Source organism: Acinetobacter sp. 228 (assembly GCF_048147885.1).
Map to the genome: position 1 here is coordinate 211,341 of NZ_JAYWYV010000002.1, position 14,198 is coordinate 225,538.

The window sequence follows — 14,198 nt, forward strand, 5'->3', positions numbered from 1 at the left end:
CCTGACTGTGGTATTTAGGCTTCAACCACTGGAATACGGTTTAAATCACGTTCAGCTTCTGTCTTTGGACGAATCTGGCCACGAACAGGCGCAAACTGAATATGCGGGTCATTCTGCTCGGCTGCTTTGGCATTGATAAAAGTCTTAAAGCGTTTGCGCACTTCAGGATCTTCAATCGCAGTGCGCCATTCATCCTGATAAGTGCCAATCACATGCTGCATACGGCTTTCCAGTTCAGCGGCAATGCCGAGCGAATCATGCACAATGACATCTTTCAGATAGTCCAGCCCACCTTCCATATTGTCACGCCACACACTGGTGCGCTGCAGACGGTCTGCCGTCTGGATATAGAACATAAAGAAGCGGTCGATATATTTGATCAGTGTGGAAGTATCCAGATCCGAGGCGAGTAGTTCAGCATGGCGCGGTTTCATACCGCCATTGCCGCATACATACAGATTCCAGCCTTTTTCCGTGGCAATGACACCGACATCCTTGCTCTGTGCTTCTGCACATTCACGGGTACAGCCAGATACTGCCATTTTGGTTTTATGTGGTGAACGCAGGCCTTTATAACGGTTCTCCAGGAAAATCGCCAAGCCGACAGAATCATCGACTCCAAAACGGCACCAGGTACTGCCCACGCAAGATTTCACCGTACGTAAGGATTTGCCGTAGGCATGTCCGGACTCGAAACCGGCATTGATCAGTTTTTCCCAGATTTCAGGCAGCTGATGTACCTGCGCACCAAACATGTCAATTCGTTGTCCGCCCGTGATTTTGGTATATAGACCATAATCTTTGGCGATCTGACCAATGGTAATCAGGCCATCCGGAGTAATCTCGCCACCTGCAACACGCGGCACAATCGAATAGGAACCATCTTTCTGAATATTACCGAGGTAGTAGTCGTTGCTATCCTGTAAACCGGCATGGCTAGGTTTTAAAACAAAATCATTCCAGCAGGATGCCAGAATATTGGCTACGGTCGGTTTGCAGATATCACAGCCCATGCCGTGCCCATGTTGCTGAATCAGGTCAGAGAATGTCTTGATTTCATGCACGCGTACCAGGTGATACAGTTCCTGACGTGAATAGGCAAAGTGTTCGCACAGGTGATTGTTCACCGTGACACCCTGACGCTGTAATTCAGATTTGAGAACCTGCGTCACCAGTGGCGCACAGCCACCGCACGCCGTTGCAGCCTGCGTGCATTTTTTCAGTGCACCCAATGAAGTTGCACCGCCATCAATGGCTGAACAGATATCAGCTTTGGAAACGTTATTACAGGAACAGATGGTCGCACTGTCAGGCAATAAATCGATGCCACTACCACCCGATTTGGAAGTTGACTGATCAAAGCCCGGCATGATCAGGCTTTCCGGTTGCTCTGGTACAGACAGACCATTCAGCATCATTTGTAAAAGATCGCTATACTCTTTGGCACAGCCCACCAGTACCGCACCCAGCAGCTTGGTCTTGTCTGCTGACACCACGATTTTTTTATAAACCTGCGCCGCTTCATCAGCATAGAAATAGCTCAAGGCATCTGGTGACATGGCGTGTGCATCACCAATAGAAGCAACATCCACACCCATCAGTTTGAGCTTGGTGCTCATGTCGGCACCAGCGAATGCATGGCTCTCTTGGTCCAGTACATGTTTTGCCGCGATCCGCGCCATGTCATAGCCCGGTGCAACCAGACCATAAATTTTATTGTCCCAAAGTGCACATTCACCAATGGCATAAATGTCCGGATGTGAGGTCTGGCAATAATCATTAATGATGATGCCGCCACGCTCACCAATCAGCAGGCCGCTCTGGCGCGCCAGTTCATCACGCGGACGAATACCGGCCGAGAACAGGATGATATCGGTTTCAAGTACCGAACCATCTCCGAACTTCATTACATGCTGAGCGTTGTAACCATCTTCAATAGATGAGGTTGCTTTTTGGGTATGCACCTTGACACCAAGGTCTTCAATTCTAGAGCGCAGTACCCGGCCGCCCAGATCATCAATCTGCACCGCCATCAAGCGCGGAGCAAATTCTACGACATGGGTTTCCAGATTCAGATCTCGCAAAGCCTTCGCTGCTTCCAGACCCAGCAGACCACCGCCAATTACCACACCGGTTTTGGCATTCAGGCTGGCTGCGCGAATGGCATCCAGATCTTCAATGGTACGATAAACAAAGCAATTCTGACGGTCATTGCCCGGGATTGGCGGTACAAAGGCATAAGAGCCGGTAGCAAGAATCAACTTGTCAAAATTCAGCACATCACCCTGGCTGGTGGTGACGGTTTTATTGAGCTGATCAATTTCAACTGCTTTGGTATTAAGACGCAAATCAATGCCATAGGCATCGGCAAAATCACTACGGCATAGGCTCAGATCCTTGACCGACTTGCCGCTGAAATATTCAGTCAAATGTACCCGGTCATAAGCTAAATGTGGCTCTTCTGCCAAAATGGTCAGCTCAATGTCATCACCGGCCTGTTCCAGTACAGATTCGATGAATTTATGCCCCACCATGCCATGCCCAATCATGAGAATTTTCATATCTGCACTCCAACTATTGTTTTTTTAAAGATGATAAAAAGCCGCATATCACGTCTAGGCATTGATATGTCTGCTGATTGAATATGTTGTAAATACCGCAACCCAGCGCTTTGTAATGCTGGAGGAAGGGTTGAAACGCTTGTGCGTTTTGTATTGCTGAACAACTGACCATGTCATTTATCCTGTGCTGAACGAAATACCAATCACACTCCTTGAAAGTGCAATTACGATCAGAACGGACATCGTTGGCCGTTGTTAGTATTGAAAGTCATCTTTGACGATTTAATAAATGCAGAAATCGTGCCAACTTTTCCAACAAGAAAACGCCTTATTCCAAGCAGATGATCTACCTAAATGCTTCATTTTGATCAGCTATCAGCTGAAATCCCTAAAGCTATGCACCAAATTGAATAGAAAAATAGAATTTTATGCACCAATTTAATGGCATGTTTTTTGCTTTACTCCTGCTTGAATATTCCTTAGGCCTTACTTGAAAATATTCCATGTCCAAATTACGAATTGCTCTTATTGATGATGATCTGGAGCGCGCCCAATTCATCCAGGAATCCTTACTTTCACATGATTTTCAGGTGGTGGCCTGTTTAATCCTGAATGACCTGAATATGGTACATGTTAAGGGTATTCATGCAGATGTGATCCTGCTGAATATGGATCATCCGCATCGGGATATTATTGAAAGCTGTGTCAGCCAATATGAACTTCCCACCGTGTTGTTTACCCAGAACTCCAATAAAGACACCATCAAAAGTGCCATTGATGCCGGAATCACGGCTTATATCGTCGATGGTATTGATCCCACCAAACTAGAAAGCATTCTGGAAATTTCGATTGAACAGTTCCGTAAGCATAAAAAGCTGCTAAATGATTTAAAAGAAACCCAGGACAAGCTCATTGACCGTAAAGATATCGATAAAGCTAAAGCCCTGCTCATCCAGCTACATGCCTTAACAGAAGAACAGGCTTTTGCTTTATTACGTAAAAACGCCATGAGTCACCGGATCACCATTGGTGAAATGGCCAGACGCTTACTGGATGCACAGAAGCTGTTATTGGGCCAATAAGGAAAAGCATATGTCCACATTAGAAAAAACTGAACTCAATATTGGCTATATTCCTTTACTTGATTGTGTTGCCATTCTCTGGGCCGAAAAACAGGGGTATTTTGCCGAGCAGGGATTAACCATCAATTTAATCCGCGAGGCCTCCTGGTCAAGTCTAAGAGACCGTCTGGCCTATGGCTTTCTGGATGCTGCACATTGTCTGTCCGCCATGTTGCCCGCTGCTGCCCTGGGCACAGACCAGTTACAGGTGGCTTTGCAAACCCCTCTAGTACTGAGCGTGAATCAGGCTTTTATTAGTCTGCGCCAGGATCTGTGTTATGAACTCGGCATCCAGCCTGGGGATGATGAACAGAGTACCTCAAAGAAACTTGTGCAGGCTTTACAACAGAATCATCCGATCAATCTGGCCTATGTGTATAAATATTCAATTCACCATTACTGTTTAAAAGAATGGCTGGCACTGACTGATCCACAACTTGCCAAGAATATCCAGCTGATGACATCTCCACCGCCTTTCATGGTAAAAGGAATCTCGGAACAGGTATTTGATGGCTTTTGTGTGGGAGAACCTTGGAATATTCAGGCCAAACTTGAAGGCTATAGTTTTATCGTTGCAGCGAGCCAAAATGTCATTCCAAAAGTTGCCGACAAAGTCTTGGCCATGACCCAAGAATGGGCAGAACAGCATCCATTTACTGTAGAGGCAATGGTCAAGGCTGTACAAAAAGCGCAGGATGATTTAAAGCAGCGCAGCGATTTATCAGAAGTATGGGACATGCTGGTGGACTTTCAGATTATTCAGTTTGAATGTTCCGCCCAGCGGCATGTCTATGACTTTCACAAGATCAAGAATATTATCCGGAATTTTGTTGGGGAAAGTGCCGAACCGAAAGTCGATGATTTTATCTGGCTCCTGCAGCAGATGCAGAAATGGGAAAATCTTGATCTATCAGAAGATGATCAGCTACAGATTGCACAATCCTGTATTTATCAACAAGAATCTAGCACTGTTTAATACTTTGTATATTCCCATAAAAAAGACCCGGGAAAATTTCGGGTCTTTTTTATTTAACGTTTTATTTAGCTTAATGCTTGCTGTAAATCCAGTTGCATGAATTTTTGCAAGGACAATTTTCCAGCAATAATCTGATTGATGAATTGTGACATTTCATCATACAGAATCTCATAAAGCTGCGGCTCTAATGCCATATGTCTTAACTGAATCTGCAAATGCATCAAAAGTTCCTGCTGCTCGCATTCACCCTGCTCTAGGGCATAGACATAACCGAGCACTGCGCCTTTTAACACAGCATCAAATGGCAAGCTATATTTAAGCAAGGTGGCCAATGATCCCATAACACGCTCATTATGCTCAAGTTTTCTTAAGGGCTCACGACCTACACGTGCGCATGGATCCTGATAGGCATTGGCACAGGACTCACTAAAGCTTTGAGCCAGACGTTCAAGGTCTGAGGCATGTTTTGGAATCTGGTAGCAGAGACCATGCTTCACCTGAGCTAAGGCCTGATTCATAAATTTTCTGACTGTATGATCAGACATGGCAACACCAATAGTCTGATGTCCACGCAGACTGGCATACCAAGCCATCATCGCATGCACGCCATTCCATAAGCGGTTTTTAATCAGCTGGATATTGGCAATATCATCTACCAGAATCATCTGCCGCATTTTTGCCAGTAACGGACTGTTATTTTCCACATAAATCGGCATATCCGTTTCAGCGTTAAACAGAATCAGATCCATAGACTGCAGGATATGACTCGGCTGGAAATTACGGCGCAGGTCTTCAATATATAGCCCAGCCTGATGTTCCTGTTCTGTATTCAGTGCCGTAGCATCATCCAGATCAACTACGGACAGATCTTCATCCAGCTGATACTGCTTGAACATGTTGTATTTGATACGCAGCTGACGATACAGTTTCTGGTCTGACAGCTTGGACACCATACGGTTGACCACGGTGTCACAGAAATAATGCTGATCCATAATTTTCTGGGCGGTCTGTTCATCAGTAATCATTCGCAGACTATTCAGAATCTGCTGCATCACCTGTTGTTTAGCACCGATTTTATTCAGGATAATTAAAACTGTCAGTGGCTGATCCTGCTGCTGATAAGCCAGATAACGTGCGTATAAGCCCTGTGCAATGACCTCCGCTTCAGAAACCAGTGCTTCCTCAGGTACGCAGACTGCGACAAGACTGGATTCAATATACATGTTCTGCATCTGTTCCAGATCATGTGCATCAATTACGCTCATATTTTCAATACGCTGGTCAAAAGAATTCTGACCATAGCGAATGCAGTAAGTGCCAAAAGCATTAACGCTAGATTGATAAAGCGGATTACGTGTCGAAGCAATAATTTTGCGCGGACGAGTGTATCCATCCCAGTGTGATAATACCTGAGCCAGATAACCGCCCCCAATTGCACCAAAACCGTGAATCCCGACAGTCAGCTGATTGAGTGTTTGCGGAAAAGCAGTCTCCAGTTCCGGCATGTCCAGAACCGGAACAAACTGGTTCAGTTCCGTCAAAAAATCTTCGACCGTTTCATAATAATACTGGGCTTGTGCCAGCATGGACTCGTTCGGTATTTTGATATCCTTGAACAGCACCGTCATACCACCTGCATCGTAGGCAGAACGCAAACCATTTTCAGAATCTTCAAACATCAGGCACTGGGTCGGGCTTAAATTGATTTTTTCGGCTGCACTGATAAAAATTTCCGGATGAGGTTTCCCCTGTCTAATCTCATCGCCACACACCAGTACATCAAAAAACTTATAGACATTGGCATTGATCAGATATTCTTCTGCGATCGCACGGCGACTTGAAGTCGCTACCGCCATTTTCAGGCCTGCCTTGCGTAGGCGTTCCAATACCTGCAATAACCCCTTTTTAATGGGAACACCGTGATGACGTACATGTTCCAGTTCCAGCACATCAGCACGCTGGCGAATCTCGGCATAGGGCACATCCTGTCCATAACGCTCTTTGGCTAGCTGCTCTGCACTACGGGCACTGAGGCCCAAACACTGAATTAAATAACTTTCAGAAAATTCGACACCAATCAGCTCACGTGAAGCTTGCTGCAAGGTTTGAAAGCGCAAGCGTTCCGTATCGAACATGGTTCCATCCATATCGAAAATAGCGCCATGTACGATTTGATTTTTAAACTCTAACATTGCTCCCCTTTTTATAATTCAATGAGTTAAGAAGTGAGCAATACCTTAAAGAAAAGCTGGGTCGAATTAAACCGATGTAAAGATATGAAATAGTTTTGATTATAAAACAACCAATAAAGACTAAAATTCTATGTTTTATGTTTGCATATGTAATCAAATTGTTAACTTAAGTAACTTATCATCCCTGTTTTTCGTTTTAAATTTTCTTTTGAAATATAAGAATATTTTAATATTTTGGCTGTTCCCACCCATAATGGCATTCATTTTGCTTATTCAGTATTACGTTTTATAAAATTTGTAATATTGAGGGGCAACACTATGAGTTACGTTGCACGTGAACTCAGTCAAAGAAATAAACTGCTACTTGGCTTGGGGTCTTTTTTAATACCAATTCTGATTTGGTGTGCGGTCAGCTATTTGCCATTTATCTGGCATCCACAGGTCGAGATTACCAATCCCGGTAGTGTGAGCTATTTACAGGTCAATAGTCGAATCGATAAAGACGTGTTTTTTTCCGCTGCCCAATCCGCAGTGGATCAGGGTCTGGCCCCACCTCAAGGCATCCTGGTCAATCCCATCTATTTGCCAGCACCGCATCAAGTGGCAATTGCATTGGTAACCGCGTTTACCACCCCTCCTGTTCAACCGAATGCACCCTGGTTTTATGAAAGCCTGTGGCACAGTATCAAGCTGGTCTTTACTGCATTCTTTATTTCTTGCCTGATTGGCATTCCACTCGGAATTTTATGTGGTTTTTCCAAGAAAATTTCCCTGTTAACAGAACCTTTTGTCGAGTTTTTCCGTTACTTGCCTGCTCCGGCTTTTGGTGCACTTGCCGTTGCAATATTGGGAATCAATGATGCACCTAAAATAGCCATTATTGTGATTGGAACCCTGTTCCAGATGATTCTGTTGATTGCTAATACTACTCGTCTGGTCGATCGCAGCCTGATTGAAGCCGGTTTCACCCTAGGCACCAATAAACTCAAAAGCCTGTTTCATGTGGTGATTCCAGCGGCTATGCCAGAAATTTACCGTAATCTGCGCGTGTTGCTGGGTTGGGCGTGGACGTACCTGATCGTAGCTGAACTGATCGGCAGCACCTCCGGAATTACCTGGTTCATTACCCAGCAAGCCCGCTATCAGAACTTTCCCAATGTCTTTGCCGCGATCCTGATTATCGGGGTGATTGGTCTGCTGTGTGATGTGATTTTAATGAAACTGGGACAACGCTTATTTAAATGGAAACCGGGAGCTAACTGATGCAAAACACTGAATTTAATACCCGCGAATACTTTGACAAGATTTATAGCCGTCCGGTGATTCTGGAAGCGAAGCAATTGACGCAAAAATTCAGTCATGGCAAAACTGAACGTACGGTTTTAAATGCACTCAATTTGAAAATTCATAAGCGTGAATTCATCTGTGTGATTGGGCCTTCCGGTTGCGGCAAGTCAACCTTTAGCCGTGTCGTCGCCGGTCTGGATCCTTATAGCAGTGGTGAGATTCTGGTAGATGGTCAGCCAATTACCGGCCCAAGTCCGGAGCGTGGCATGGTGTTCCAGGGCTATACCCTGTTTCCATGGAAAACCGTCAAGGAAAATGTCATGTTTGGTCCGCGCATGAAAGGCCAAAGTAGTGCAGCGGCCGAAGCACAGGCACGTGAATGGATCAATATCATTGGTCTGGAAAAGTATGAAAACCAGTATCCGCATGAGCTGTCTGGCGGGATGAAACAGCGTGTTGCGATTGCCCGGGCTTTGGTCAATGAACCGAAAATCCTGTTGATGGATGAACCTTTTGGGGCACTTGATCCACATACCCGGCAAAAAATGCAGCGTCACCTGATGGACCTATGGCAAAACATTGATATCACTATCATTTTTGTGACCCACGATATGGATGAAGCCATTTTACTGGCCGACCGGATTGTTGCACTGAAAGCCAATCCGGGTGAAATCAAGGAAATTATTGAAGTTGATCTACCTCGTCCACGCCATCCAGACGTCATGCTTAGTCCTGAATTTAAACAGTTAAGACAACGTGTCGATTATCTGGTGCATGCTGAAGAAGATGAACTGGATCCGGCACTGGCAGAACTGCCGGTCATTCCGCGTATGACCAAGGTCAGCAGCAATAAATAATATTATCCAAAATGCCTTTGGGACGACCCGAAGGTTTTAATCGCTGTGTTGGACGACCAACATTAGAGGTGATTGTCATGCAAGCGCAATATGTACTCCCACTGGTTGATATTTCAAAATTGCAAAGTCCGGATTTAGCTGATCGTATTGAAGTTGCTCATGCTCTGGATCATGCCTGTAAAGAAGTCGGATTTCTTTATCTGCAAGGTAGCCAGTTTAATTTTGACTACGCCAAAGCCCTGATTGAAATGGCCCAGTCCTATTTTTCTCAGGATCGGGACACCAAAATGCAGCACTATATTGGCAAATCAAAAAACCATAGTGGCTATGTGCCGATTGGCGAAGAACAGTTTGCCGGCAACAGTTATGATTTAAAAGAAGCCTATGATGTCAATTATGATTATCAGGGTACACAAAAAAACTTTCCTTTACTTGGCCCCACCTTATGGCCAGACCATCCGGATTTCAAGTCTATTGTCAGCCAATACTACAGCCATCTGCGTGAGATCAGCCGGCAGGTTTTTTCTGCCTTTGCACTGGCATTGGGCGTTCGTGAGGACTTTTTTGAAAGCAAAATTACTGATGCACCAAGTCAGCTACGCTTGATTCATTATCCCTATAATCCGGAAGTGCAAGATGCCGAAGGCATTGGCGCACATACCGATTACGAATGCTTTACCCTGCTGTTACCCACCGCACCCGGCTTACAGGTTTTGAATAAAGCAGGCGAATGGATCGACATTCCACTGATTGAAAACACACTGGTGATGAATATCGGTGACATGATGGAAATTCTGTCAAATGGTAAATATCTCGCCACCAAGCACCGCGTGAAAAAGGTCTCGGAAGAACGTTATTCGTTCCCGCTATTTTGCGCCTGCAATTATGACACCGTGATTGAACCGGTTATTCCCACTGAAAATTCCAAATATTCTGCCCTGATCGGGGGTGAGCATCTGTTTAATCAGACCGCCCAGACCTTTCAATATTTAAAACAGCGCGTTGCTAGCGGTGAACTGATCTTAAAAAATGCTGTACCACTTTCCTCTTTTGGACTTGAAGAACAGGCGGAGACAGCATCATGAATCTGTTTGAAGTAATTAAAAGCTTAAAGCCTGTGACTTTTCAGCCAGAGATTATTCCAGGCTTTTTATATGGGGCATTTCGGCGTAAAAGCATCAGTTTTTATAATGGCCTGACCGATGAAAACACCATTGTGTACTGGTTTCAGTCGCGCAGTTTTACCATTGATCTTCGTCTAAAAAGCCAGACAGGAACTGCTGTTCAGGAGCGCCAAGGCTGGATTGGCAATACACTTTGGGATAGCGCTAGCCAGCTATTGTCCTGGGAAGTGAAAGACTACGCCAATTACCAGAATCATGTGCAGTGGCCGGAACCAGCCAAGTTGCATGCGATTGGCAACTGCATTCTGGAATTTTCTCCAAGCAATGTCTATGTGGAAGACTGGCGCCAGCAGGTACAACATGGCCTATTTTTAGGGCTGCGGCTGCAATCTGCGATTGATGTTCAATCTGGTCAGACACTGGAAATGGATGGTGGTCTGATTATTTGTGGTGATCATATTGCTTATGCCCTGACGCGTTTGCCTGAAGTGCAAAGTGTAGTAGCTCAAATGGATTTGAAAGCAGTCGATCCGACCGTGTTCGCCTTGGTGGAAAGTTTTGAAGTTTCTATCGGGACTGATGGCCAAGCTAAAACTTACAGCACCCGCACAAGCGAAACAGGCAAAGCCTTTAAGCTGGAAAATTTTGAAGTTCTCAATGAAAGCAGTCTGGTTCAGCATGTCATTTTAGATGGTCGTCAAATTGACCTGATTTTTGAGCTGGATATATACCAGCCGGATTACCAATTTCAATATGCTACCCCCACGACTACACAAGCTGAAAGCTGGTTAAAGTCAGAACAGGATCACCTGATGCAGCATGCAGAACGGGTGTTATAGGGAGAAATATGTCTTTTTTATATCTGTCGATTGCCATTATTGCAGAAGTCATTGCAACTTCTGCATTGAAAGCTTCCAATGGTTTTAGCGTGCTCTGGCCTTCACTTGCCACCATTGCCGGTTATGCCGTTGCCCTGTTTTTCCTGTCATTGACCATGAAAACCATCCCGATGGGCATTGCTTATGCAATCTGGTCTGGTGCCGGTATTATCCTGATTTCAGCGGTTGGCCTCTTGGTGTTTAAACAGCAACTGGATCTTCCCGCGCTGATCGGTCTGGCATTTATGATTATTGGCATTATTTTTATCAATGTCTTTTCCAAAAGTACGCAGCTTTAATTTTTTAATATTCATCTGATAGTAAAAAATCCCCAGACCGGGGATTTTTTATGCAAGAGATCAGGCTTTATTGCAGCTCTTGTACCAGCGTTGGAACAATCACGCCATCCACGTTCATTTCAGTCGTATAAATGCCGTTAGCCACATTGAACTTGTTCACATGATAGCTAGAACCATAGATCGAGTCGAAACCATCACCTTTGGTAAAGACTTTCTTGTTGGCGGCCAGATCCAGCAAATGCGTGCCATCAATGAACTGCATATAGGTTTTCGCATCGACACCGACACGTTTGGACATGATCTGCGCAGCGTCTTCTCGAGTCGCCGGGTCATTGATGTATTTGACGGTTTTATCCCAAACCTGAATCACCTTTTTCCATTGCTCTTTATTGGCTTCCAGATGGGCGGGATTCACGGTCAAGGTATCGTAGATTAATCCCGGCTTGTCTTTAGAGGTGAAAATGATTTTTGAACCGGCCACTGCAGATAGAGCCTGATTCGCCACTGGCTGCCATACCGCAATCGCATCAATATCGGGAGTGGCAAAAACCTGTGGCAATTCATTGGTCATGGTATTGACCAGTTTGACCTCATTCATGCCAATTTTGGCATCCTCTAGTGCAGTGGACAGTAACAAGTGATCGACCAGGCCTTTTTCAGTCGCAACTGTTTTACCGCGCAGATCCTGAATTGAGTTAATGCCATTCTTGGCAATAATTACGTCATTTCCAGCTGAATAATCAGTCGCCATGATCATCACACCCTTGGTACCGCCAGAGCCAGTGACCAAATTATCACCATTGGTGACCAGTACAGCATCCAGCTGATTCGCTGCGAATGCAGAGAGTGAAGCAGAATAGTCAAACCATTTAAAATCGGCATTAACTCCGGCATCTTTCAGCCAGCCTTTTTCAATCGCCACCTGCCAGGCCACAAATCCCGGCCAGTCACTATAACCAATCCGGATGGGCTGAGTCGTCACACGTCCTTCTGCCTTGGCACTTGGTTCAGGTACTTTAGCGGTATTGTCACAGCCACTAAAAAGGATTGCAGACAGTACGGAAACGGACATCAGTGCTTTTTTGATCATTTTGCGACTTCCCCTATGCATTCACATTTAAATTTGGTATTTGAAAGTTGTTTAGATTTCATAAATTCGCGCCAGCCACCGAAATGACTGATATCTGTTGCATCTTCAAGTGCATAGCCTTCACAGATAAAGCCTTTGACCCAAGTACCATCGATCAGCTGAACATTACCGATCCCCAAAGGTGCTGGCACTTCTGCAACAATGTCCCCGAACAGTGCACGCGGAATGTCCCAGACTTCGACTTCAATTGAACAACCTTTCACGCTGTATTGCAGGCCGGGTTTTGGCGGTGTGGTATTTTTTAAAGCATAGAGTTTGTAATGCGAAGCAGTCTGGGTCTGCTTGATCAGGGTGCCACCACGTGTGGTCAGCTGAAAATTCAGCGGCATTCCGGTCAGATGTGCTCCGACGACAGCCAGTTTGACGCTGTGACCCGATGAGATTTCAGTTGTTTTTTCATAGCTAAGTTCAGAGGTGCCCTGTTTTACCTGGCTCGCCTGCTGCCATTTTTGCCCGAATTTGGCCAGTGCTTCATCCATCCAGGCTGACGCAATAAAGGTCACGCCCGTTGGCAAACCATCAGCACGAATGCTATTTGGTAGCGCCAAAGCTGACAGATCGGCAAAATTGACAAAATTGGTATAAGCGCCCATGTGGCTGTTTTTGACCAGAGGATCGGCTTCTACTTCTGCAATGCGATAAATAGTGGGTGCAGTAGGCACCATCAAGGCATCATAATCTGCCAGTGTATTTTGAATAATACGGCTCAGGCGGGCGCGTTCATATTCATCTTGCATGGCATCGACCGCATTGAACCGGTCTGCCTGCGCAATAATCTGGCCAATTACCGGATGGGTCTGCTCGCGTTGCACCATTTTTTCTACGGCACTGGTACGTTCAGCCACCCAAGAGCGATTGTAAAGTGCAGTCGCCAGTTGCTGAAATGGAGCAAAATCAATCGGCTCAACCGTATAGCCCAAGCTTTGTACACGTGCGATCGCCAGATTAAACGCTTTTTCAGTTTCAGCATCGCCATAAAATTCCAGTGTATCCGGAATGGCAATTTTCCCTTTTGAAAATTGGCTCGGTACATTTTGAGGATGTACTCGGGAATAATCATCACTGGCATCATAGCCTTGCATGACTTGCGCCACCTGCCAGGCATCATCCACCGTTAAGGCAAAAATCGAAATCACATCGATGGTGCGACAAGCCGGAATCAGGCCTGTAGTCGAGAACCAGCCTTTGGTCGGTTTGAGTCCGACAATGTTATTGTGCCCTGCCGGCACACGTCCTGAACCTGCAGTATCTGTACCCAGTGAAAATGGTACTAATCCATTGGCTACCACCACGCTGGAACCTGAGCTTGAACCGCCACTGATATATTCAGGATTAAAGCTGTTTTTCACCGCGCCGTATGGGGAGCGCACACCGACCAGACCCGTCGCAAACTGGTCCAGATTGGTTTTACCCACGACAATCGCGCCGGCAGCTTTTAATTTGGCTACTGCTGTAGCATCGGAAGTCGCCAGATAAGCTGCCTCTTTACATGCGGCTGTGGTATAGAACCCTGCAACATCAATATTGTCCTTGACTGCAAATGGCACCCCATAAAGTGGCAAGCTTGCAATATCTGCACCAGTCAATGCATCAATTTGTGCCTGTAATTGTGCTGCTGTCGCAATTGAAATCCAGGCATGATCGTCATTCTTAAACTCGGCAACATACTCAATCAGGTCACTAAGCTGGATATTGTTATTCTGGTAGGCGTGTTGCCAGTCCTGTACAGTCCATAAGTTGTGCACAGCTGTTC

The 14,198-nt window shown here is 45.5% G+C and carries 11 protein-coding genes; 7 read left to right on the plus strand and 4 right to left on the minus strand.

Translation table 11 applies throughout. The features are described 5' to 3' along the window. Positions 1–14: 14 nt before the first annotated feature. The gene (nirB, locus tag VXQ92_RS02385) at positions 15–2,561 is read right to left on the minus strand and encodes a nitrite reductase large subunit NirB (RefSeq protein ID WP_416680233.1); all 2,547 of its coding nucleotides are present in this window, start codon (positions 2,559–2,561) and stop codon (positions 15–17) included. Between the two features lie 503 nt (positions 2,562–3,064). Between nirB and VXQ92_RS02390 the strand changes: the two genes are divergently transcribed. Both VXQ92_RS02390 and VXQ92_RS02395 read left to right on the plus strand, forming a co-directional pair. After that, positions 3,065–3,643, plus strand: a complete 579-nt coding sequence (locus VXQ92_RS02390) for an ANTAR domain-containing response regulator (protein ID WP_004280362.1) — start codon at positions 3,065–3,067, stop codon at positions 3,641–3,643. A gap of 10 nt (positions 3,644–3,653) precedes the next feature. Next, the gene (locus VXQ92_RS02395) at positions 3,654–4,658 is read left to right on the plus strand and encodes a CmpA/NrtA family ABC transporter substrate-binding protein (protein ID WP_416680235.1); all 1,005 of its coding nucleotides are present in this window, start codon (positions 3,654–3,656) and stop codon (positions 4,656–4,658) included. Between the two features lie 65 nt (positions 4,659–4,723). Here the strand turns inward: VXQ92_RS02395 and mtlD are convergent, their stop codons facing one another. After that, positions 4,724–6,850 (minus strand): bifunctional mannitol-1-phosphate dehydrogenase/phosphatase, encoded by a 2,127-nt coding sequence (gene mtlD / locus VXQ92_RS02400; protein ID WP_416680237.1) that lies wholly within the window; start codon positions 6,848–6,850, stop codon positions 4,724–4,726. A gap of 318 nt (positions 6,851–7,168) precedes the next feature. On the opposite strand from mtlD, the gene VXQ92_RS02405 reads away from it, so the two are divergent. The 5 genes from VXQ92_RS02405 (at position 7,169) to VXQ92_RS02425 (ending at position 11,295) form a co-directional block, all read left to right on the plus strand. After that, the gene (locus VXQ92_RS02405; RefSeq protein WP_416680239.1) at positions 7,169–8,113 is read left to right on the plus strand and encodes an ABC transporter permease; all 945 of its coding nucleotides are present in this window, start codon (positions 7,169–7,171) and stop codon (positions 8,111–8,113) included. Then, positions 8,113–8,994, plus strand: a complete 882-nt coding sequence (locus VXQ92_RS02410) for an ABC transporter ATP-binding protein (protein ID WP_064096740.1) — start codon at positions 8,113–8,115, stop codon at positions 8,992–8,994. Before VXQ92_RS02405 ends, VXQ92_RS02410 begins: the two co-directional genes overlap by 1 nt. A 77-nt stretch (positions 8,995–9,071) precedes the next feature. Further along, the gene (locus tag VXQ92_RS02415; RefSeq protein ID WP_191730743.1) at positions 9,072–10,079 is read left to right on the plus strand and encodes an isopenicillin N synthase family dioxygenase; all 1,008 of its coding nucleotides are present in this window, start codon (positions 9,072–9,074) and stop codon (positions 10,077–10,079) included. Continuing rightward, positions 10,076–10,957 carry a hypothetical protein gene (locus tag VXQ92_RS02420; RefSeq protein ID WP_416680241.1) on the plus strand — a complete coding sequence of 294 codons (882 nt, stop codon included), beginning with the start codon at positions 10,076–10,078 and terminating at the stop codon, positions 10,955–10,957. Before VXQ92_RS02415 ends, VXQ92_RS02420 begins: the two co-directional genes overlap by 4 nt. Positions 10,958–10,965: 8 nt before the next feature. Next, positions 10,966–11,295 carry a DMT family transporter gene (locus VXQ92_RS02425; protein ID WP_416680243.1) on the plus strand — a complete coding sequence of 110 codons (330 nt, stop codon included), beginning with the start codon at positions 10,966–10,968 and terminating at the stop codon, positions 11,293–11,295. Between the two features lie 67 nt (positions 11,296–11,362). On the opposite strand, the gene VXQ92_RS02430 is transcribed toward VXQ92_RS02425, so the two are convergent. Continuing rightward, positions 11,363–12,385 (minus strand): ABC transporter substrate-binding protein, encoded by a 1,023-nt coding sequence (locus VXQ92_RS02430; protein WP_416680245.1) that lies wholly within the window; start codon positions 12,383–12,385, stop codon positions 11,363–11,365. After that, positions 12,382–14,190: an allophanate hydrolase gene (atzF, locus tag VXQ92_RS02435; protein WP_416680247.1), complete on the minus strand. Its 1,809-nt coding sequence runs from the start codon at positions 14,188–14,190 to the stop codon at positions 12,382–12,384. The genes VXQ92_RS02430 and atzF overlap by 4 nt, the downstream gene beginning before the upstream one ends. Between the last annotated feature and the right edge of the window lie 8 nt (positions 14,191–14,198).

Coding starts and splice junctions, on each gene's coding strand:
- VXQ92_RS02420 (WP_416680241.1), top strand. CDS start 10,076: ATGAATCTGTTTGAAGTAATTAAAAGCTTAAAGCCTGTGACTTTTCAG.
- VXQ92_RS02430 (WP_416680245.1), bottom strand. CDS start 12,385: ATGATCAAAAAAGCACTGATGTCCGTTTCCGTACTGTCTGCAATCCTT.
- VXQ92_RS02410 (WP_064096740.1), top strand. CDS start 8,113: ATGCAAAACACTGAATTTAATACCCGCGAATACTTTGACAAGATTTAT.
- VXQ92_RS02405 (WP_416680239.1), top strand. CDS start 7,169: ATGAGTTACGTTGCACGTGAACTCAGTCAAAGAAATAAACTGCTACTT.
- mtlD (WP_416680237.1), bottom strand. CDS start 6,850: ATGTTAGAGTTTAAAAATCAAATCGTACATGGCGCTATTTTCGATATG.
- nirB (WP_416680233.1), bottom strand. CDS start 2,561: ATGAAAATTCTCATGATTGGGCATGGCATGGTGGGGCATAAATTCATC.
- VXQ92_RS02395 (WP_416680235.1), top strand. CDS start 3,654: ATGTCCACATTAGAAAAAACTGAACTCAATATTGGCTATATTCCTTTA.
- VXQ92_RS02390 (WP_004280362.1), top strand. CDS start 3,065: ATGTCCAAATTACGAATTGCTCTTATTGATGATGATCTGGAGCGCGCC.
- VXQ92_RS02415 (WP_191730743.1), top strand. CDS start 9,072: ATGCAAGCGCAATATGTACTCCCACTGGTTGATATTTCAAAATTGCAA.
- VXQ92_RS02425 (WP_416680243.1), top strand. CDS start 10,966: ATGTCTTTTTTATATCTGTCGATTGCCATTATTGCAGAAGTCATTGCA.